The organism is Filimonas effusa (genome assembly GCF_004118675.1).
GTDB lineage: Bacteria > Bacteroidota > Bacteroidia > Chitinophagales > Chitinophagaceae > Filimonas > Filimonas effusa.
Genome location: NZ_SDHZ01000004.1, coordinates 234,314 through 257,074, shown reverse-complemented (window position 1 = coordinate 257,074; position 22,761 = coordinate 234,314). Strand labels below are relative to the sequence as shown.

Sequence of the window (22,761 nt, the reverse complement as noted above, 5' to 3'; positions counted from 1 at the left end):
GGCCAAGGTATGTGTGGCATTTTACTGTTCCGGACATTGCAACGCTTTAGCTTACGGCGAGTAAAAGATCCGCCATATTCAGCCGGCGCACATCGGTATGCATTTTACTTACTGCCACAGGCAGCTGCGTACAATCGGCGTATTTATACAACTTACTGATTTCTATGCTATTGCTGCCTGCTTTTTTAAACGTATAATCAGTAGGATACACAAATACATCGGCTTTGGTAGCCTCCACGAAATTGCGGAAGACACCTCTTGTGCCGCCATGCATAAAGCGTACGTTAATATCCTTAATAGAAGAGGCATACCTGTTCTTTAGAATGGTGCAGGCATTTCTGAATTCCTTGCTAATAAGGTTGTAGCGATCGTTATTACGGGATAACAGGATAAGATCCATAATTGAATCCGGCATGGCAAGCGCATGCAACAATGTAATATTCAGCGCTTCGTCTTTGTATTTCTCAACCACTGCTACCACAAGATCCAGTGAATGCACTGTAAAATCTGTTGGAATCAATACATTTCGCATATTTCCCGGTTTAATTAGTGAGCATTGTGTTCCATCTTACAATTTTAAAACAGATGCATTAAGAGGATATAAGAGAGCTATTAGAATGGAATTAGAGATATGGAAGGGGTAACGGATGGCAGGCAGCTAACAGAAAGGGAGCTTTTGGGGTGAAAGTTTTAGTCCTTTATTGGCAGAGAGATATGGATGATGGTGCCTTCTCCTTCACGGGAGTTGACAACGATGTCGCCGCCGTGCATACGAATAATATTGCGGGACAAAGGAAGGCCTATACCATAGCCTTTCAGATGCTGCACATTGGAAGCGCGGAAGAACGGATCGAACACGTAAGGGATTTCGGGCTCAGGGATCCCGATACCTTTATCCCTGATCACGATAAGAATACGTTCGTCGGTGGCTGCTACCCCTATTGTAACGGTTTGGTTATTAGAATATTTACAGGCATTGAGCACAATGTTGCTTAAAGCGAGGATCAGCAGCTGCATATTACCGAGCATACTGAGCTTTTTCACTTCTTCGGGCAAGTGGCTGGTATCGAAGAAAACCTGGTTCTGCGGGTTGATATTGTCTACCGATTTTTTTACCGACCATACCAATTCATCGGCCCGGAGCGGTTCCCAATCCTGTTTTTTGCCATTGAAGCCGGTTTGGGCGAGGTTCAGGAGGGTTGTTGTAATGTTGCGCAGCCTTTCTGCCTCATTAAGGATGATCTGGGTGGATCTGACATATTGTTCCTGTGTGCGGGGGCGGTTCAATGTAAGCTCGGCCTCTCCTATTATAGCTGTGAGCGGTGTGCTTAGTTCGTGGGAAGCATTGCTCACAAAATTGTTCTGTGATTCAAAAGAAGTTTCCAGCCTGTCGAGCATGTTGTTGAAAGTTTGGGAAAGCTCTTCAATTTCATCCTTGCCCTTCCCGGAATAGAGGCGAAGGTGGAGGTTAGTGCTACTGATCTCTTTTACCCGTTCGGTAATGAGGCGTACAGGTTTCAGGATCTGCCTGGAGAACATGATACCTACGGTAAGGACCACTACCATCGAGAAAAAGAAAGTGATCAGCAATACGTTCTTCAGGTTACCGAGATATTCACGGGAATAGTCGTTGATCGCTGAAATAACCACAACTGAGCTACCCTGTGGTTGTTTGTACAGGAAGCCCAGGTAAAACAGATCTTTCCGGCGATACACAGCTTCTCCGTTCTGGATCACGTGTTTGAAAAAGCTGACGGGAACGGGCAGGATGGCGGCGCTATCGACCTGGCCTGTTTGTTTATTTATTTTAAAGAAGTATTCTTTTTCGGAAGGCAGTTTTTCCAAGTGTTCGCGGCGGATCTCATGGTAGGCGGAATTGCTGTCGCTATTGGCTTCGAGTTTTGCCTTAGCCGTAACAATAGCCCTAATTTCGAGTCGTTTATAAAAATCTTCAAATGATTTACGGCTGGCAAAAAAGTAAACGAACCCGCTGAGCAGCAGGATAATAGATGCGGTAACCGCTGTAAATAACCAGGTTATTTTCGTCTGGATCTTCATTTATAAGGGCGGACTGTTTCCCAGGCAAGCACCGGAGCGGGGCCTGCCCGTTCGCCTTTGCAATGATACAAAATTACAGAGCGCTTTTAGTGCGTTTGCGGAAGCTTCCGGGGTTATTCAGTCTGTTGTTTCGTTGCCGTAGACTTCTTTCATGATGTAGCCCATACCAATTACGGTATGGATGAGTTTGGTATCGAAGCCTTTATCAATTTTTTTACGGAGGTAGTTAACGTAAACGTCGACAACGTTGGTTCCCATGTTGAAGTCGATACCCCAGACCTGTTCCAGGATTTCGACACGGGAGAGCACTTTTCGCTGGTTGCGCATCATGAATTCGAGGAGGCGGTATTCTGTGGCGGTAAGGGCTATGGGTTTAAAGTTGCGTTTTACAATTTTGGCGTTAACATCTACTACCAGATCATCTATTACCAGGAGGGTGGAGTCGGTGAGTTGCTGGGGCTGGCGGCGGGTTAGTGAGCGGATACGTGCCAGCAATTCGGCCAGTTTAAAAGGTTTTACGAGGTAGTCATCGGCGCCGGTATCGAGGCCGGCAACAATGTTTTCTGTAGAGCCAAGGGCGGTAAGCATGAGAACGGGGACCTGCCGGTTCGTTAGCCGGAGTTTCCGGCAGAGTTCGAGTCCGTTCATTCCCGGCAGCATTACATCGAGCAGGATGACTGTGAATTCGTGGGTGGTGGCGATGGAAAGTCCTGATACGCCATCCATGGCTACTGTGACCTCGTAGCCGGCTTCGGTAAGACCACGCTGGATAAACGACGCTACATTCACTTCATCTTCAATCAGTAGGACCTTCATATCCCCTAAACTACGACAGAATTGCAAAACAACGGGAGGTAAGCCATAAAATCGGGGAGAATTGCGGATGCCGGGGTATGGAGCTTGGGAAGCAGGGTGGCAAAAAAGAAGGGTGTATCATGTGATACACCCTTTTTCCCAAAATTATTAAAGAATATTTCTCTTTCCTGAATATCTGTGATTAGATACGGAAGTGAGAGAATGCCTTGTTTGCTTCTGCCATACGGTGGGTATCTTCTTTCTTTTTGAAAGCTGCACCTTCACCTTTAGCCGCTGCTACGATTTCATTCGCCAGCTTGTCGGCCATAGTACGACCATTTCTCTCACGGCTGTAGCGGATAAGCCACTTGATGCTGAGGGAGATCTTACGGTCGGGACGTACCTCAGTAGGGATCTGGAAGGTAGCACCACCGATACGGCGGCTACGTACTTCGACACCAGGAGTTACGTTGTTCAATGCGCGTTTCCAAACTTCGTATCCGTCTTCGCCGGTTACTTTGCTTACTTTGTCAACTGCATCGTAAAATATAGTGATAGCAGCACTTTTTTTGCCGTCCCACATCAGGTTATTCACGAAACGTGTAACCAGTTTGTCGTTGAAGCGACCATCGGGTGCTAAGGGTAATTTTTTCGCTTGTGCTTTACGCATGATTCTTAATTTTTAATTGGACTGGTGTAGCTGAATTTCTTCAAGTATTAAAACTTTACTCAGTACAAATAATTATGAACTATTTTTTAGCCTTTTCTTTCTTGGTACCGTATTTAGAACGGCTTTGTTTACGGTCTTTAACACCGGCGGTATCGAGGCTACCACGAACGATGTGGTAACGAACACCAGGTAAGTCCTTCACACGACCACCGCGGATAAGCACGATAGAGTGCTCCTGCAGGTTGTGGCCTTCACCAGGAATGTAGGCGATAACTTCAATTTTATTTGTCAAACGCACTTTCGCTACTTTGCGCAAAGCTGAGTTTGGTTTTTTAGGGGTAGTAGTGTACACCCTTGTACAAACGCCACGGCGCTGCGGACAAGCGTCCAACGCACGGGATTTGCTCTTTGCCCTGATAATCTCACGGCCTTTTCTTACTAATTGTTGTATTGTAGGCATTCTAAACCATTTAATTTTTGGGACGGCAAAGGTAGCAGTAGTACGAACAAATTCCAAATAAATATCGGAAAACTGTGGATTTCCCTGCATTTTACGTGCTTCAGAAACTATTTATCCACCAAAATGGATAACCGGCCCTGGTATAATTTTGCAAATTACATCCATGGGCCGGTTATTTGTCATTTTTAGCCGGTTTCCCGCTCTCCGGCTGTCAGGAGCTTAGCCAGACAAATGCGGGCATTACCGGGGCAGTATGTGCACTACCAGGTTATTGCCTTATTAATAATGTAATACTTTTACTTCCGTTCTGCGGTTCAGTGCCCTTCCATCCGGGTTATCCTTACCGTTTGGCAGGGTATTCGGCGCCACTGGCATACGCTCGCCAAATCCGATGCTGTGCATCCTCTCAGGCTCTATACCTACCTTAATGAGGTATTCAACGCAGGATTTAGCACGGGCCGCGGACAGCTTGTCGTTGTAAGCGTCTGTACCCTTGCTATCGGTATGCGCCCCTATTTCAATTTCCATTTGCGGATACATTCTCAGCACTTTAGCCAGCGTATCGAGTACAGGATACGATTCAGGCCTTAACGTAGCTTTGTCGAAATCGTAATAGATATCCTTCATTACCACTGGTTTACCTACAGGGTAAGGTTTGGCGGTGTCTTCATGTGGTAAGCACAAAACAGGATTAAACAGGGTATCGGCATCCGGTACGCCTGGCTTAAAGAAATGGAAAGAACGGGGATAATAATATTGTTTCTCCGCTACCAGCTTCAGCGGCTGGTATTCTTCCAGCTCAAAACCATAACTTCCAGTGGCATCAAGCGTTTGCGTGTACACCACCTTGTTAAGAATAGTATCCACCACGCTGATCTTCGCTCCTACCATTGGCTCTTGGGTAGCGCAATCGACCACTTTACCGGTAATATACAGGTTCAGCTTCCGGGCATCGTATAATTCCAGGCAACAAACTGAATTGCGGTCGGAGCTGAAGTAGACGTCGCTCATCATGAACTTTTTGCCTTTGCTGAAGAAATAGATATCGTCTTTGGTAGAGTTCATGGGCAGCCCGAGGTTCTTTATCTCCGACCAGTTGCGGAAGTCGCCGTTAGTTTTATAGAGATCGAACCCTCCCATGCCTACGCGTCCATTGCTGGCAAATACCAGGGTGGATGTGGATGCATGGAAGTAAGGTGCCTGCTCATCGTCTTTGGTATTAATGCCGGTGCCCATATTTGTTGCCGAACCCGGCATCAAACCTGCATCCATTGTGGCAAACCAGAGATCGTATTTTCCCAATCCGCCGGGTCTGTCGGACGAAAACAGGAGATATTTTCCATCGGAGGTAACAAAGGGCTGAATAGAGCTATAACCTTCTATATTAATATTACCGTTGAGTTTTACCGGGTCGGACCATTTATCGCCTTTTTTTTCCGTTACATAGATGGCGCCCCAGTTCTTACCTTCTTTCTGTTCCCAGCGGGTGAAATACATTTTATTGCCATCAGGGGTAAAGGTAGCGGCGCCCTGTTGCAGGTTGCCTGAAACTTCGACCGGCAGCTTTTCGGGTCGTGAGAAGCTGGTGTCCTTCCGTACGGTGTGGTAGAGGTTGTTGAAATAAGGGTTTTTACCTTTTGATCTCACGATCATTACGCTATCGGCCTTGGAGGAGGTATAGATGAAATTATCATTTCCAAGCCATAAGGGCGCATAGGTGGCACCTCCCTGGTTAATTTCGCCGCCCATTTTGCGCACGACGATGGTGTTCTGAGGGGAAGCGAGCTGTTCCTGGATAAAGCGGCAGTTTGCCAATTCGCGTCTTGCATTTTCGGCGTATTCGTCAGTAGCCTTGTAATTATCGAGGAACTGGTTGAACTGATTTTCGGCGTCGGCATATTTGGTATTTGCGCGCAGGGTTACGCCATACCAGTAGCGGCTTAAAGGATAAGCTGCGGTATCGAAGCTGGTGGCGATGGCGTAATAGCGTTCGGCATTGGCAAAATCGTTGTAACGGCGGTATGATTCAGCGAGGCGGTAAACCACTGTTTCATAAGTATTCAGTTCCTTTTTTGCAGATTTGGATGCGATCTGCAGCATATAAGGTTTATAATTCTCCGCGTTTATTTTCGTTTGTTTGCTATTGAGGTATCTATCGTAATACTGGGATGCAGAATAGAAGTCACCTTTTTCGAAAAAAGCGTCTGCTGTACGTTTGAAGTCGGACATATATTGCGACTTCAGCGTATTAGAACCGGCCAGCAGTACAAATGCAGCAATACAACCAACCTTTACAAATTTATTTTTGTGTCTCATATCTGATCAGGAGTTTATAGGGTTCTTCATGTTAATGGAATTGGCTTTTGTTACAAGCGTGGGCATATAAAGTTCATATCGGGGAATGCCCTTGACTTTCTTCCTATGAAGGAAAGAGAGATCTCGAATGCATTGCTGGAGCGTGCCAGGTTACCGAGTCGTGATGTATTGGCATCGTAGCTGAAGCCTAGGACCATGTTCTGGTAGTGGAAGCCCAGGAATGGTGTAACGGCATCATCGAAGCGGTAGTTGGCACCGATGAGGAAGTCGGTAAAGGTGTTGGCTTTGATTTGTGCGTAGGCTCCGACCATTTTTTCATCGGAGTTATTCTGGCGCATGAACAATGCGTTGGGAGTAAGGGTGATTTGTTCGGACAAGATGAAGCGCAATCCGCCATGTACGGCATAACGGATGGGCAGTCTTTCTTTTCTGCCGAAAACAAACGGGTCATCGGGTTGGGTAAGGTGAAATGCTGACACACCGATAAAGGGGTTCAGGGATTTATTCGGGTCTCCATCGAAGTAGAGGATACCTGCTCCGGCGTCGAATACGTTTGAGGAGTTACGGCTTAATGCTTCGCCGCTCATATTGCTTGGGTTATAACCTGTGATAGGGTTCCACTGGTCTCCGAACTGGAATTTAGCGGGATCGAAGCGGCGGCTGAGGACGCCACCCTGGAGGCCTACTACGAGGCGCTGGTAGCCCTGTGCGCCGAACTTGATGCCGGTGTAGGCTACGGAGGCGTATGCATTGAGATAGTTATAGCCGGCATCGCCTGCTTTCTGGTTTAAGACGTTAACGCCTATATTAATGTTCTTGGGCGTTACGAAATCGGCAGAAACTCCAATAGTGCTGAATGGGTTGGAGATGTTGTTCCACTGGCTTCTGTAGTTGGCAGAAACACGGTAGTCGCCGTCGATAGCGCCTGCGAGTGCGGGGTTAAGCCAGAGTGGATATGCATAATATTGAGAGAAATGCGGGTCGACCTGTGCTTTTGCAGCCAGACCGGCCGCTATTGCACTCCATAGTATCAACAACTTAGTTATCTTTTTCATCCGTTTAATTTTTATGGTGATGATAGCCGGATGTTGCTGCTGTGACAGCTTACTTGCCTTTCAGGGTGTTAAGGCTGTCACAGCAGACTCCTTTGCTTTTTTTATTAACGAACCAGGTTTACAGCTCCTTTCTTATCAACGACAGTACCGTCGTTGAGGATGGCCTTTACAACATAGATGTACACACCTACCGGTTGGAGTTTGTTACCGGACATACCGTTCCAGCCCATTCTATCCTGCGTATAGAACAACTGGTGGCCCCACTGGCTGAAGATCCACATTTCAACCGATCTGATGTTGTTACCGAAGACCTGGAAGAGGTCGTTGCGGCCATCGTTATTCGGTGTAAATATGTTGGGCACGTATATGCTGTTACCCAACGGGTTGGTAGCAGTACCAGTAACGCTTGCAGAGAGCGGGCTTGTTTGGCAGCTTAATGCACCCAAAGCGCGCACCTGTATAGCAACAGACTGGTTAGGTTGTAAGCCGCTGATGGTGTGGGATAATCCTCCTGATCCGTTTGGAACGATGAATGTGTTGCCACCATCCTGCGTTACCTGGTAGCCTGTAGCGCCTGTTACGGCATTCCACCTGAAGGTCACAGACTGTGGTGTGGTGTTATCGACCGTGACAGTGGGCGCTGCCAGCGGCCTTACCAGTGCTATGGTAGCCTGGGCGCGTGTGGCACTTACGCAGCTGCCTGCGTTTGTGACGGCTACATAGAAGCTGGTATCAGAAGTGATAGGACCGGCACTAAAGCTTGCACCTGTAGCGATGACCGTGGTGCCAGTTGCTGTAGCGTACCAGTTGAAAGTTGCACCAGGAACTGTTGAAGTAGCGGTTAAGGTAACTGCGCTGCCAGCGCATACATCAGGTGTTGCATTTGCAATAGAAGGTGCAGGCGGCGCTGTTGTTATGGTTACGTTGACAGAGGCCCTGGTTAAGCTGGAGCAGCCTAAGTTGCTGGTTGTTCCAACATAGTACACCATATTGGCGGTTACGTTATTGATTGTATAGTTAGGTCCTGTGAACACTGCGGTTCCACCTGATGCCGTTGTATACCATTGGTAGGTAGCTCCTGATACAGGGTTATTTACCTGCAGTGCAGCAGCGCCACCGGAACAAACACTGACATTAGCAGCAGTAACTGTTGGTGCTGCCGGAGCCGTATTAACGGTTACGTTTACGCTGGTGCGTGAGCTGCTGCTACAGCCTGTATTCAGCGCTGTGGCCACGTAGAAAGTAGTATTTGAATTCAAGACATTGGTAGTGTATGAAGTACCTGAGAATAACAGATTACCGCCGGCAGGTGCATCGTACCAGTTATAGGTATAACCTGTTTGCGGGCTTTGTATAGTAAGCGTGGTAGCATTGCCTGCGCAAATGGTAGTACCACCAGCTGCAATTACCGGAGCCGGAGGCGGCTGAACTGCTGTTACATCGACACGGGTACGGGTAGTATTTGTACAGGTGCCATTGCTTACTTCTACATAGTAGGAAGCGTTGCTGCTTAATGCAGGGGTAGTAAAGCCGGAACCTGTTGCCAGGGCTGTACCGCCGCTACCAGCGCTATACCAGGTGTATACCAGGTTTGTTTGCGCATTTTGTACTGTTAAGGTAGTAGACTGACCGATACATACGGTAGTGCCGTTTGCAGAGATCACAGGGTTATCGGGACGGGCATTTACCGTTACTGTTACCTGCGTTCTGCCGGCGCTGGCACAAGTACCGCTGCCTGCCTGTACATAGTAAGTGGTATTAGCTGTGAGTGCAGGTGTAGTGATGCTGGTACCTGTGAACAGCAGGTTACCTGCTGTAGCAGCGTCGTACCAGTTATAGATAACACCTGCCTGCGGATTCTGGACGCTGAGCGTTACGGCAGTATTAGCACATACTGCTCCAGCACCGGCAATCACCGGCGCTGAAGGTATAGCAGTTACGTTTATTGTTACCACAGCCCTTACACTTGCAGCACATCCTGCAGTTCCGGCCGCTTCTACATAATAAGTAGTATTGGCAGTGAGCGGAGTTGTAGTAAAGCTTGCGCCGGTAAACACCAGGTTGCCACCTGCAGCCGCATCGTACCAGCGGTAAGTAATGCCTGACTGAGGGTTCTGCACGTTAAATGTTACTACGCTGCCTGAGCAAACAGTAGTATTGCCGCCTGTAATAACAGGGATAGCAGGAATAGGATTCACATTTACAGTGCCTGAAGTTCTGGCGGCCGCGGTACAACCTGTTCCGCTCGTAGCTTCTACATAGTAAGTAGTAGTAGCGGTTAAAGCAGGAGTAGTAAAGCCGGGGCCGGTAAAGAGCAATGTACCAGCTGTGGCAGCGTCGTACCAACGGTAGGTGATACCAGATTGCGGATCCTGAACTGAGAGCGTAGCTGCAGCACCTGAGCACACTGCAACTGAAGCACTTGCCAGTACAGGAGCAGCAGGCTGTGCGTTCACTGTAACAGTTACAGTTGTGCGGCTGGCACTGAGACAGCCTGTGGTACTTGCCGCTTCTACATAATAAGTAGCGGAAGCGGGTGAAGCGATAGCATAATCAGCTCCTGAGAACACCGGTGTACCGCCAGTTGCTGTTGTATACCAGTTATAAGAGATACCTGTTTGCGGATTTGAGACAGAAAGCGTCACGGGCGTTCCTGCACAAGACGTAACATTAGCGCTTGCCACTGTTGGCGGCGGTAATACAGGGTTTACGTTCACTGTTGCCATTGTTCTGGTACCGCTGCTACATCCTGTTGCGCTAATCGCTTCGATGTAGTAAACAGTAGTACCTGTTAATACCGGTGTAGTATAAGATACGCCTGTATTGATAATACTTCCGCCTGTTGCGGCATTATACCAGTTATAGGTAACGCCTGTTTCAGGGTTTTCGATATTGAGCACAGTGCTTCCTGAACAGATGACAGCGCCGTTATTGGCAATGGTTCTGTTACCAGGTATAGCATTAGCTGTAACATTTACTGTAGTACGGCTGCTACTTGCACAGTTTGAGCTGTTCACTGCTTCGACGGTGTAGGTAGTAGCTGCTGTAATGGCAGGCGTAGTGATGCTTACACCTGTTCCTGCGCTTGCACCTGAAGCATCGTACCACCTGTAGGTGAGACCTGTTTGCGGGTTGGCCACTTCGAGGACAGCTGTAGCACCGGTACACACGGCCACGCTGGCGCTTGCCACAGCGGGAGCATCCGGAGCCGGATTCACGATCACCGTTACCTGTGTACGACTGAAGTTAGGACAGTCTGTAGAGGTACGTTTGGCCTGTACATAGTAGGTAGTTGTATTAGTGAGCGGCTGCGTGGTAAAGCTGGTACCGTTACCTGCGGCCGTACCACCTACAGCAGTATTAAACCATTGGATGGTAGCGTTTGGAGAAGCAGTTGCGGTTAATGTGGCTGTAGCTCCGCTACAGATATTTACCGGCTGTGCAGTTGTGATCACCGGAGGCGCTACCTGGCGGGTAGCATAGTAAATATTCACTGTATTAAGTGCACTTACAAGGCCACTGGTGAGGCGTATACGCACCCCATCGAAATTAGCCTGGGGTACAAAGCGTGCCAGGAATCTTCCCGAGTTACCTGCGCCGAGCAGCTGGATCTTGATGAGTCCGTTGTTGAGTAACAGTTCATCACTATTTACCGAAGCTCCGTTCATTGAAGCAATAGAGATAGCTCCGAGGATATCTGCTGCTGCGAGCGCGTCGGGGCTTTCGAGCGCCACGATCACCGTATCGCCGGGCGCAGTGCTGCTTCCAAAGCGCAGGATCTGTTCTGAATAGGCATTAGCGATGCCTACAGCAATATTCAGGCTGGCAGCTGTAGCAGTATCGGTATCAACAGATCCGCCAGGGTTGGTAACACTACACAGTGCGCAGATACCGCCTGTTGTATTGGTTTGTGATGTAGCTGCGTCGCAAGCGAGATTGACATTAGGACGTACTGTAATAGTTACGGCTGTACGTGTTGCGCTTGGACAGTTGCTACCTGCAAGAGATGCTTCTACATAATAGGTAGTTGTTACCGTTAAAGGTGGTGTAGTAAAGCTTGCGCCTGTTGCTATGGCAACTCCTCCTGTTTGCTGGAGATACCAGCTAAATGTAGCCGAAGGCGTTGTAGAAGTAGCGTTGATGGTAGCAGTTTCACCTGCACTGATCACGGCACCTGGCGCCTGTACTGTTAATACCGGCGCATCTGGTGCCTGAGCGGCAGTTACCGTTACCTGGGTGCGTGGGCTCACGCAGCTTCCGCTGCCCCCCATAGCTTCTACATAGAAAGAAGCAGTGCCTGTTATTGCAGGTGTGGTAAAGCTATTACCTGTACCTGCTACTGTTCCGCCTGTAGCTGTGGTGTACCAGTTATAGGTTATACCAGGCTGCGGGCTTTGGATGCTAAGTGTAGCTGTGCTACCTGCGCAGGTTGTTACGTTACCGTTGGTAACTGCCGGCGCCGGTAAGGCTGCATTGACTGTAATGTTAGCCGCGGTGCGGGTATTGCTGACACATCCTGCGGCGGTGCTTGCAGCCTCGACGTAGAATACCGTATCACGCGTTAAGGCCGGGGTAGTAAAGGTAGCTCCGGAAGCGATCAACGTACCACCGGTTGCGGTTGCATACCAGTTATAAGTTATACCGGCTGAAGGGGACTGTACTGCAAGCGCAGCGGCATTACCGGTACAGACAACAGTAGGATTATTTACAGCAGGAGCCTGAGGCGCTTCTGCCACGTTCACTGTGAAAGGTGTGCGTAATGCGGATGCGCAACCGGTGTTGCTTACCGCTTCGGCATAATAAACTGTAGTATCGGTTAATACAGGCGTTGTATAGGTTGTACCTGTGAACAATGCCGTACCGCCCGCTGGTGTGCTATACCATCTGAAAGTAGTATTTGCATTACCGGTTGCATTTAAAGTAGCCGGAGATCCTGCGCAGAGGGAAGCACTTACAGCTGTTACTGTTGGAGATGCTTTCACACGCTGTGCGTAGCGGATAGCCAGTTCACTTAAGAGCGTAGCCAATCCTGAGTTCACACGTACCTCTACCCTATCGAAGGCCTGGGCTGGTTTGAACTTAAGGACAGCTTCGGAACCGTTCAGTAGCTGCAGTTGTATCAAGTTGCTGGTAGCGGCTGTTCTATCGTTATTGAAAGTTGTTCCGTTATAGGAAGCTATTTGAACAGTAGAAAGTAATCCAACGTCGGCCAGGCCTACCGGCAGCTGAACGTGAACAGCCACTGTATCACCGGCATCACCCGTGAATGGGAACACCAGCGTTTGCTGTACATATGCGTTGGTCAATCCTGCGATCACGTGTAATCTTGAAGCAGTAACAGCATCGCCGTCCACTGCAAGCGCGGCAGAGTCGACAGAGCAACCAATACATATTCCACCTACAGCAGTTGACTGTGAAGTAGCGGCGTCACAAGGTACAGGGCCACCTGAACCGGTGATAACATTTACAGGGACAGCAATTCTGCTGGCAGGCGTACAGTTACCTGCACTAGTAGCTTGTAAGTAATAAGTAGTGGAAGCTGTTAAAGCAGGTGTTACGAAAGCCGGACCTGTGAAGACAGCAGTTCCACCTGTGGGCTGGGTATACCAGTTGAAGGTAGTATTTGCAGTGCCTGAGCTTGCAGTGAAGCTTGCTGTTTGTCCGCTACCGATAGTAGCAGAAGGAGGAATCACCGCGATACCGGCAGGCGCATTGTTAACGGTTACCACTACAGCAGTACGTCCGTTACTAGCGCAACCGTTGTTCACAGATTCGACATAATAAGTAGTAGTAGCAGTAAGGGCACCTGTATTCAATGTATCGCCTACATATACCGGTGTACCGCCAGCGCTAACCGTATACCATCTGAAGATACGGCCGACAGGAGCGGTAGCCCAAAGTTTGGCAGAATCGCCCTGACAGATGCTGGCTGCGGTTACGTTGAGGGTAGAGTTATCGGGGATAGTGTTTGGAACCACGTTCACCACTGTGCGGTTAGGGTTCACACATCCGAACCTGCCCGATTCAACATAATAAGTAGTATTTGCTGTAATAGGAGCAGTAGTGTAGGTGCTGCCCGTAAATACAGGTGTACCACCTGAAGCGGTCGTGTACCAGCGGATATCGCCGCCCAGTGGTGAAGACACTGTTAACACGGCGGATGATCCGGTACAGATATTTACGATATTCTGACTGGAAGCGAATACGGCTGCATCATATACATTTAATGTATTCAGCGCTGCTACGGTTCCATTTATTCTAACCAATACACCGTTGAAAGAATTGTTGGCGGCAAATTTCAGTCTGAATTTGCTACCTCCCAAGCCCAGCAGTTGTAGCTGAACCAAAGAAGAGCTGGCCTGAACGGCATTACCATTGGCTACGCCGTTGGTATAAGTTTCGAATTGGATGCCTCCCAGGATATTTGCACCTAGCACCTGATCGGGCACTTCGAGGTCGAACTGAACACTATCACCTGCGTTAAAGCTGGCAGGGAACTGAACCAGCTGACCAACACCGCTCAATACACCGACTGTAGCGGTGATAGTGCTGAAGGTAGTAGTATCGGCATCCACTGCGCGCTGCGGGTTGAGTACAGTACAAGCAACACAAGCCACGCCATTCAGGATAGGGCTTTGCTGGCTGCTGGCGCGTACCAGTACAGAAGAAGGCGCGAGTTTAGGCATTGGCGTAAATGCCTGTGCGGTATAGATCCTTACCTGAGAGAGTGCAGATACACCTGTAATGGTTATACCTACCCCGTCGAAAGATCTAGTTACAGGCAATGTTACTTTGAACTTACCAGTATTACCTGAACCCAGCAGGTGAACATTCACCAATGGAGCGTTAAGGGTGGTAAGATCGCCGTTGGGGTTATTACCGCTATAGGTTTCGAGAGAAATACCTCCGAGTAACTGTGCGCCCAGGATCTGGCCGGGCACTTCGAGCACCAGGCTTACGCTATCGCCGGCGAGGTAAGTATTACCGAACCTGAGGAGCTGGCCAAATCCGCCTGCACCTATGGTAGTATTTACAGTTGCATAGTTGGTATAGTCGTTATCGATGGAGTTACCTGCATCGGCCACATTACACAGTACGCAGGCGCCATTCAGCAGCGTTTGTTGTGCAGTAGCATATCCGCAGACAACATCCGTTTGAACGTTCACTGTAGCAGCCGCCCTGGCAGTGCTTGCACAACCACCTGGAGTGACAGCTTCTACGTAGTAGTTAGCGGAGCTATTGAGCACCGGAGTGGTAAACGTTCTTCCTGAACCTTGCAGCGTACCTCCTGTTGCGGTATTGTACCAGTTATAAGTTAAGGAGTCGACCGGATTAGAGACGGTGAAAGTAGCGGTACCGCCCGGGTTAATAGTAGCAACGGGGTTCACCAGAACCGGTAAGGCAGGAACAGGATTTACGATCACAGTTACCTGCGTACGTGAAGCGCTGGTACAGCCGGTGGCGTTCAGTCCTTCTACATAATAATTAGTATTAGCGGCCAGTTGCGGCGTAACGAAAGTAGTGCCTGTGAACATGAGGTTACCACCCGTTGGCGCATCGTACCAATTATAGGTAATACCTGTTGCGGGGTTTTGCACGGTAAACGTTGTTGTGCTTCCTGCGCAGATGGTACGTGTAAGCGGGCTGGGCACTACTGCGCCAGGCAGCTGACCAACTGGCACCAATACGGCTAATCTGCCAGCTGTATTGGTACAGGTGCCATTGGTAGCTTCTACATAGAAAGTAGTGGAATCGGTAAGAACCGGTGTAATAAATGAGACGCCGGAACCGAGCGGCGAGCCTCCTGTAGCGGCGGCATACCAGTTATAGGTAATTCCTGCTTCAGGATTGCTCACAGCGAAGGTGGCTGTTTTACCGGTACAAATAGGTTGTACCGGTGGCACAACCGGTGCCTGGGGTATGGATCTAACCGTCACGGTTACAGGAACCCTTTCGGATTCGTAGGTACAGCCGATTTTGGCGGCTGCCACGTAGTAAACGGTAGTATTGTTCAATGCAGGCGTTGTGTAGATGCCGCCTGAAGCAGTTGTAGCCAGCGGGGTTGCAGTAGTAGAATCGACATACCAGCGGATCTCATTTCCGGAGGTGGTAGTAGCCGCCAGGCCAACAGTGCCGCCTGTACAGATGGTATAATTCTGAGACTGGGCACCTGTGAAAGTTGGCCGTCCTGCGGTTCGGTAAGCGCCGAAGAGGCGGATGACCTGGGTAAGATTGGCATTTAAAAGAGAGTTGAAAGTAACCCTGACACGGTTCACTTCCTGCCCCGGGCGTACTACGGCTGTAATACGCTGTCCGTTATTGAGCAAGCCGATCAAATCGAGGCTTAGCAGGGTATTTAACGGCTGACTGGAAACCTGTGTGGTTCCGTTATAGGTAGTAATAGTAATATTATTGGCAAGGCCTACATTAAGCAAGGCTGGTGAAGACTGGAGTTTAATATGAAACTCATCGTCGGCCTTTGAGAGATTTTCGAAATAAATATCCTGGCTGATAGCGCCTGCCACGGCGAGTGCGCCGAGGCCCAGCTGAGAGAAATTAGTGGTATCGTTATCGATCACATTTTGAGCATTGGTAACACCTGCGTTACCTAAACGCAAAAGGTCGAGGGTAATGCCCTGACCATCGAAAGAGGTAGCAAAGCCCTGAACGCAGGGGTTAGCGCTGGTTGAGTTATTATAGAAGGCATAGTAGACATTGGTAGTATTGCTGGTGCCCAGCAGGACTGCATTGGTTACGTCTTCGATAAACACCCTGTCGTAAGTAGCGGAGGGCGTTATTGCGATGTAAAAATACCCGTTTGCGTCCTGGATAAGGCGAAGGTTATTATTTGTAAAGGGGGTAGTGCTACTGCCGCCCAGGACGTTGGTAGCGCCGTTACGGGCCTGAACGTTAAAGTAGTGGTTTCCGAGTACGAGGGTACCCACTACATTTCCGAGGAGGTTACCGAGGCTACCACCGAGCAGCGAGTTCAGCAAATTCTGATCGGAGCTGATGCGGATGTAGGTGGTAACACCTGCGCTGACGGGGTTAGGGAATCTTAGTTCGAGTTGTCCTGTGTAAGCTCCACCTCCCAGCAAAAGGCCTCCATAGGAGTTAAGCGTGGCGAAGCTCGTTTCTGAGCTGTTGGTAGCATTACCGGCGTTGGTAACATGGTCGGCTGCAGCATTGCCAATGGTTACGGTATTGGCGTAGGTTCTTTGAGCAGAAGCTTCGCTGTTCATGAAGAATGAACAGAGCATTATCATGAATGATAATGGGAAGCCAGTTTTCATAAAGTTGAATCGCCCAGTGTAAATGTTGATCATATACAGTTGCTATTTAATCGATGTTGAACGATCCTGAACGGCGCGTAAATTTTAAGCCGTTCACGGATGGCCATCACTGGGATATTGGAAAGCGTATAAAAAAGCCTTAAAAAGGAGACTTGGACCGGGTGCGGATTTCGAGGATAATGGTGGATAATTTAAAAGCGGCTCATCAGGAGCTGAGCGAAACCTGAAAGAAACAATAAAGGAACGCAGCAGCTTTAAGGTATTGGATTTCAACGGATTCCTTTAAAAAAAAGATAATAAAAACAGGCGGAAGACCTGCTTTAAAAAAGCTTAAAGGAATTAAACTTTTACAAATCTGTAACAAATTTAATATCTCGATGAGATTAGAAACATTCATTATATTCACAAAGAGAAACCCATTCACGATTGCCAGCAAAACAAGACTTGTTCATTTTGTTCACAAGCAAACAATTAGTTCATTTATTGCTTTTTTTACGTGAATAAAAACCCTGGGTTGTTTACCTATTTAAAACCTTTGTAATTGCATGAGAACATTTTTCGAAGACGATTCCATTAAGTTATTGATGGGCAAGGTATTAACTGAGTTTGGAAAAGCAACTATCACGCCAGCCGATTGCAAATCACTTTCTGAAGCCGTGCTTGCCAGTACCAAGAAAACGATAAGCGAGACCACCTTAAAACGTTTGTTTGGCTTTGCGAGGCGGAGCTTTGAGTTTTCGATCTACACATTAGACACACTTTCTGAATATGTCGGGTATTCGAACTGGGAAAATTTCAGCAAGGAAAATGCGAAAGAATTTTCCAAGGCGGGGGGAGATGATGTAAACAAGTGGCAGGCCTTACGGAAGACCTGTGCCAAATATTCCGGTTATACCCTTCAGACCATCAAGAACAGTTCGGGGATACCTTTTCCGGAGACCATACATCGTGAAGAGCTGACACAGTTTATCCGGAAGTTTCTTCAGACGAACCAGTCTATCGCGCCTATTATTGCCCCTACGGGGTTTGGCAAATCGGTAGGCATGGCTCATACCGTGTTAAAATTATGGCATGGCGCTGAAGCGGTTTATCCTCAGGATATCTGTTGTTTCATCAATGTTCACCAGGTTCAGACGATTGCGCTTTACAAACATTCTTTAACGGAATGGCTTGGCAAGTACCTGCATTTGCTTTATGATGAGATAGCTTCGCTGGTTGCTTCGAGAGAAGCTGATGCCAGGCTGGTGATCATCATTGAAGGTTTTGACGAAAAGACATTTTCGGCCGACAAGCTGAAGCTTGTTTACAACAACATTATAGAGTTCATCAATTACAACAGCCAGTATCACTGGATCAAGATCATACTTACCATGCGGCCCAGTTCCTGGGCTAAACTCGCGCATACTTATCTGAATCCTGTATTCTTTCATAACCGGGTATTCATCGATAATTCTTATCCCAACGAGAATACCATACATCATACGCTGCCTTTTACTCCTGCTGAAATAAAAAAGATAATAGCATTGGGGCGTTTTGGCAATACAATGCCGGTCAGTTTTTCAAGTGATTTGCTGGAGCTGCTTTCCTATCCCCGTTTCCTGGAGATCTTATTTTCGATCATAGCACCGGACGCTACCAGTAATCAAACAGAAGAAGCGCTGATGTATCGTATCATTCATACTGATGTGAGCTATCATTCGCAGTTTGATACACATTCGGCAGTAAAAACGAGGATCCTCGATAAAATACTTGGACCGGTTGTGGAAGGCGCGCCGCCAGACGCCAACAACGAATGGTTCTTTGTTAAGGATACACTTACTACCACTGCATATAATCAACTTATAGACGACTATATGCTTGTAGAGGAAAAAGCCAGCTGGGGCAGTTCTCCCTATCCCAAACATATACGGTTCAGCAACAAATACATCGAGTATTATTTTGCCAGCCTGCTGCTGCTTAAAAAGAATGATAATATCATCAATACTACGCTCGTTGATCATATACGCAGCTCGACTTCGTTGCAGCCTATCAGCCGTTATATCATCAAATGGTACCTGTTGCGTACGTTGTATGCCAACAATACCAGGGCGATACAGGAGATATTTCATTCGGGGCATTTATCGCCTGCGGGCAAGCTGCATTATTTCGACTTTTTGGTGAACCTTTCGGATAACAGCAACCAGAAGAAGATCATAGAAACATTATTACTTGGCAGCGACTTCATCGCGCATTTTTTTGAGCAAGGATTATTATACCGTCATATTGGGGCGAAGAACAATAAGCTGCTGACCACTTTATTTGAGCTGGCTCCTGAAACGCGCTGGAAATACTGTTCGCTGGTATTACTTTACCTGAATGCCATGCTGCATTTGCAGACCTATCATGCAGAAGCTTACTTAAGAGAATATCGTAAAATATCGAAGGCAGACGATGGGCTGCAGATGCAATTTGCGCGTGATATCATGGCTATTCTGCTCGACTATGCGCGTTATGATATATGCAGTGAGCAATTGCCCGAGATACTGAAGCGCTTTACCGATGATGTATTGGAGAACAGGGCTTCCAGTGACTGTGTGATACATCTGAATATGATACTGGCGATATACGGTTTGTTGTATATGGAATCGTTTAAAGAATTACATCGCTTTGCAATAGCCTTACAGGTTGGGCTGACGCCTGAGCAGAAGGAAGCCTATGGTTTTATCAAAACCCTTTCGGACTATGCGGGTAAATATGCGGAGCTGATGCATAAGGGATTGGAAAGCATTCATGCCCGCAAGGGCACGGAGGAGCTGTTATTAAAAGAGCAGCAGATTCCCGAGGCTGATATTCTGAATAAGACCTTGTTTTACCTGTTATCGGCGCGTTACTATGAGAAGAAGAAGGATCTGAATAAGTGTATAGCGCTGGCGAAAGCGGCCAATACACTTGCTGCGGCTCATCAGCTGCATTTGCTGAGTTTATTATCGTTCAGGATACTGAAGCATGCTTATACGCTGGCAGATCAGGCTGATATGGCTGCGGAGGCAGAAGGCGATATGAAGCAGTTGCTGCAGGAAGGGAGGGATGGAGCGGGGAACAGGTGGTAGATGGATGCGGGTGGCAGGTGGATATGGGTGGCAGATGATGCGGGTAGCGGATGGATATGGGTGGCAGGTGATGCGGGTAGCGGATGGATATGGGCGGCAGATGGATGCGGGTGGCAGCTATAGGCACAAAAAGATCCTGGTTCATAAGGGAGGCTGGTTGAGCAGCCACTTGTGAACCAGGATCTTTGTTTTATGTTATTTAGATCTTAAAGATCCAGTTGTAGGTATCTTCTGCTTTACCTTCGCGGATGGCGGTGAGGCGGCGTTTTACTTCGGGAGCAGTAGTTACTTTGTCGGTATCGAACTCCATTACATAGTCCTGATATTTCAGTTCTTTAATGGGAGAGATAACAGCTGCGGTACCGGTTCCGAAGATCTCGGATACTTTTCCTGCTTTGTGTGCTTCTACGAGTTCGTCGACGCTGATCCTGCGTTCTTCTACTTTGACGCCCATTTCTTTCAGGAGGGTGATAACGGTATCGCGTGTAACACCTTCGAGGATGGTACCTTCTTCGAGTGAGGGGGTAACGGCTACGTTATCGATCACGAAGAACACGTTCATCATACCTACTTCCTGTAACCATTTGTGTTCGAAGGGGTCGGTCCATAACACCTGGTCGTATCCGAGTTTTTTTGCTTCTGTTGCAGCGATGAGGCTACCGCCGTAGTTACCTGCATTTTTAGCGAAGCCGACGCCACCGGGAGCGGCCCTGGTATATTTTTCTTCCACGGCAATTTTCATGGGTTGCGCGTAGTAAGGGCCTGTGGGGCTTAAGATGATGAGGAATTTATAGGTTTCGGAGGGTTTAACGCCGAGCATGGTATCGGTAGCGAACATGAATGGGCGGATATAAAGAGAATGGTCTGGTTTTGCGGGGATCCAGTTGCTATCGATATTGATGAGCTGGCGCATACCTTCGATAAAGATCTCTTCGGGAACTTCGGGCATATTCATACGGGCTGCAGAGCGGTTAAACCTTCTGTAGTTATCGTAAGGGCGGAAGATGAAGGGTTCTCCCGCATCTGTTTTATAAGCTTTAATGCCTTCGAAAATAGCCTGGCCATAATGCAAAGCAGCAAGAGAAGGATCGAGGAGCAATGGCTGGTAGGGTTTAATTTCAGCCAGTTTCCATTCGCCGTTCTCATATTCAGCCTCTAGCATGTGGTCTGTGAAAAAACGGCCGAAAGGCAAGTTTTCCAGGCTGAGGTTCTTTAACTTAGATTCCCCGACTTTGGTAACCTGTATTTCAAAAGCATCTATCATAACACTAAATTTGTTGCAAATAAACAAAAAAACGGAAGCTAACAACCGTTAACAATATAAATATATGTCAGGTTTCAACTTTACCATACCCAATACGCTGTTGGCGGGGCTGTACAAAGATACGCTTATCGCCTCAGATGAGGATGCGCCTTTGGCGGAAAAACCGGGTGCTGTTGCTGCAGTTCCCGGGCAGGAGATGCGTGCTGCGGCTGCCGGGGGGCTGCACCAGGCAGTTCAAGGAGGAGCAGACCAGATGCAGCAGGGGGCAAGGCAGGGTGAAACTCCGGGAACAGGCGGGATGCAACAGCCGGGGATGCAGGGTGAAACTCCTAGAACAGGCGGGATGCAACAGCCGGGGATGCAGGGTGACGGCCGACTGTCGGTGCCTATGCCTGGTGATGTGCAAAGTAATCCGGCACAGGGTATGCCGGCAGCTGACGGCTACGGTGTTGCCGGGGGAGCGGCGGGGAATGTGCAGAGCGGACAAGGAGGAGCGACAGCGAATATGCAGGGAGGACAAGGAAGAGCGGCGGGGAATGTGCAGGGAGGACAAGGAGGGGCGGCAGCGAATATGCAGGGAGGACAAGGAGGAGCGGCGGGGAATGTGCAGGGAGGACAAGGAGGGGCGGCAGCGAATATGCAGGGAGGACAAGGAAGAGCGGCGGGGAATGTGCAGGGAGGACAAGGAGGGGCGGCAGCGAATATGCAGGGAGGACAAGGAAGTGCGGCGGGGAATGTGCAGAGCGGACAAAGAGGAGCGGCGGGGAATGCTGCTGTTAGTATGCTTGGGAATAATGCGAAGGGCATCGTTATTCTTGTAAAGGATGGTGAGAATGTACATCTTGCAGAGGATGCGCTTCAGCTTTTAAGTGGTATACTTGCTGCGTGCCGGCTGAATATGGGGGATGTGGCAGTGGTGAATATGAGCCGGAATCATTTCAACTTTTCTCAAATCAGGCAACAACTACAGGTCAACTACTGTTTTCTTTTCGACATTAGTATGCAGGAGATGCAGCTGGCGTTTGCGATCCCTCCTTTCCAGGTATTCCAGCATGACAGCTGTACTTTTTTGAGTGCACCTGCGCTGCAGCGGATGCTGGGTGGATCGGAAGAGGCGAAACTGCTGAAAAGCAAATTATGGTTGTGCCTGAAAAACATCTTTAACATATGAGTACAGTTACCTTAATATTCGCCACCAACAATGCTCACAAGGTGGCCGAGATAAAAGCGGTTGTTGGCGACAAGCTGGAGCTATTAACCCTTGAAGAAGCGGGTATCACCACTGACATACCGGAGCCACATGATACACTGGAAGCCAATGCCAGAGAGAAATCGGCCGTTATACACCAGATGACGGGTAAAAATTGTTTTAGTGACGACAGCGGCCTGGAAGTAACTGCACTTAACGGGGAGCCGGGTGTTAAAAGCGCGCGTTATGCGGGTGATGGCCGTAATTTTCAGCAGAATATCGCGAAGCTTTTATATAAGCTGGAAGGCAGCAGTGACCGCTCGGCGCAGTTCCGAACTGTTATTTCGCTCATCTGGAATGATCATGAGTATCTTTTTGAAGGGATCTGTAAAGGTCAGATCATCACTACGCAAAGGGGGACAGAAGGCTTTGGGTATGATCCTGTGTTCATTCCTGAAGGCAGTGACAGGACATTTGCGGAGATGACCACTGAAGAGAAAAACAGTTTCAGTCACAGGCGTAAGGCGATGGATAAGCTGGAGGCATTTTTGAGGGGGATAGACGGCTAATTT

General features: G+C 48.4%; 13 protein-coding genes. 4 read left to right on the top strand and 9 right to left on the bottom strand.

Annotation, left to right across the window (positions count from 1 at the left end):
• Positions 1–46: 46 nt before the first annotated feature.
• From ESB13_RS20710 to ESB13_RS20675, 8 genes are all read right to left on the bottom strand, one after another.
• The gene (locus ESB13_RS20710) at positions 47–532 is read right to left on the bottom strand and encodes a hypothetical protein (RefSeq protein ID WP_129005610.1); all 486 of its coding nucleotides are present in this window, start codon (positions 530–532) and stop codon (positions 47–49) included.
• Positions 533–690: 158 nt separating this feature from the next.
• The gene (locus tag ESB13_RS20705) at positions 691–2,058 is read right to left on the bottom strand and encodes a HAMP domain-containing sensor histidine kinase (protein ID WP_129005609.1); all 1,368 of its coding nucleotides are present in this window, start codon (positions 2,056–2,058) and stop codon (positions 691–693) included.
• A gap of 117 nt (positions 2,059–2,175) precedes the next feature.
• Positions 2,176–2,874, bottom strand: coding sequence for a response regulator transcription factor (locus ESB13_RS20700; RefSeq protein ID WP_129005608.1), 699 nt, complete (start codon positions 2,872–2,874; stop codon positions 2,176–2,178).
• Positions 2,875–3,055: 181 nt separating this feature from the next.
• Positions 3,056–3,523, bottom strand: a complete 468-nt coding sequence (rpsG, locus tag ESB13_RS20695; RefSeq protein WP_129005607.1) for a 30S ribosomal protein S7 — start codon at positions 3,521–3,523, stop codon at positions 3,056–3,058.
• Positions 3,524–3,602: 79 nt separating this feature from the next.
• Positions 3,603–3,983, bottom strand: coding sequence for a 30S ribosomal protein S12 (gene rpsL, locus ESB13_RS20690; RefSeq protein ID WP_027318727.1), 381 nt, complete (start codon positions 3,981–3,983; stop codon positions 3,603–3,605).
• Positions 3,984–4,262: 279 nt separating this feature from the next.
• Positions 4,263–6,299: an OmpA family protein gene (locus ESB13_RS20685; protein ID WP_129005606.1), complete on the bottom strand. Its 2,037-nt coding sequence runs from the start codon at positions 6,297–6,299 to the stop codon at positions 4,263–4,265.
• Between the two features lie 50 nt (positions 6,300–6,349).
• Positions 6,350–7,354, bottom strand: a complete 1,005-nt coding sequence (locus ESB13_RS20680; protein WP_129005605.1) for a PorP/SprF family type IX secretion system membrane protein — start codon at positions 7,352–7,354, stop codon at positions 6,350–6,352.
• 104 nt (positions 7,355–7,458) lie between these two features.
• On the bottom strand, positions 7,459–16,620 hold the full coding sequence (locus ESB13_RS20675; protein WP_129005604.1) for an Ig-like domain-containing protein: 9,162 nt from the start codon (positions 16,618–16,620) through the stop codon (positions 7,459–7,461).
• Positions 16,621–17,192: 572 nt separating this feature from the next.
• On the opposite strand from ESB13_RS20675, the gene ESB13_RS20670 reads away from it, so the two are divergent.
• Positions 17,193–19,736, top strand: a complete 2,544-nt coding sequence (locus ESB13_RS20670) for an NACHT domain-containing protein (RefSeq protein WP_129005603.1) — start codon at positions 17,193–17,195, stop codon at positions 19,734–19,736.
• Positions 19,714–19,911 carry a hypothetical protein gene (locus ESB13_RS20665; RefSeq protein ID WP_129005602.1) on the top strand — a complete coding sequence of 66 codons (198 nt, stop codon included), beginning with the start codon at positions 19,714–19,716 and terminating at the stop codon, positions 19,909–19,911. The genes ESB13_RS20670 and ESB13_RS20665 overlap by 23 nt, the downstream gene beginning before the upstream one ends.
• Positions 19,912–19,935: 24 nt before the next feature.
• Here the strand turns inward: ESB13_RS20665 and ESB13_RS20660 are convergent, their stop codons facing one another.
• Complete coding sequence (locus tag ESB13_RS20660) at positions 19,936–21,000, bottom strand: branched-chain amino acid aminotransferase (RefSeq protein ID WP_129005601.1); 1,065 nt, start codon at positions 20,998–21,000, stop codon at positions 19,936–19,938.
• Positions 21,001–21,064: 64 nt separating this feature from the next.
• Here ESB13_RS20660 and ESB13_RS20655 point away from each other — a divergent pair, with 64 nt between their 5' ends.
• Together ESB13_RS20655 and rdgB are read left to right on the top strand one after the other, a co-directional pair.
• Complete coding sequence (locus tag ESB13_RS20655; RefSeq protein ID WP_129005600.1) at positions 21,065–22,171, top strand: mediator complex subunit 15 domain-containing protein; 1,107 nt, start codon at positions 21,065–21,067, stop codon at positions 22,169–22,171.
• Positions 22,168–22,758, top strand: a complete 591-nt coding sequence (gene rdgB, locus ESB13_RS20650) for an RdgB/HAM1 family non-canonical purine NTP pyrophosphatase (protein WP_129005599.1) — start codon at positions 22,168–22,170, stop codon at positions 22,756–22,758. Before ESB13_RS20655 ends, rdgB begins: the two co-directional genes overlap by 4 nt.
• Positions 22,759–22,761: the final 3 nt, after the last annotated feature.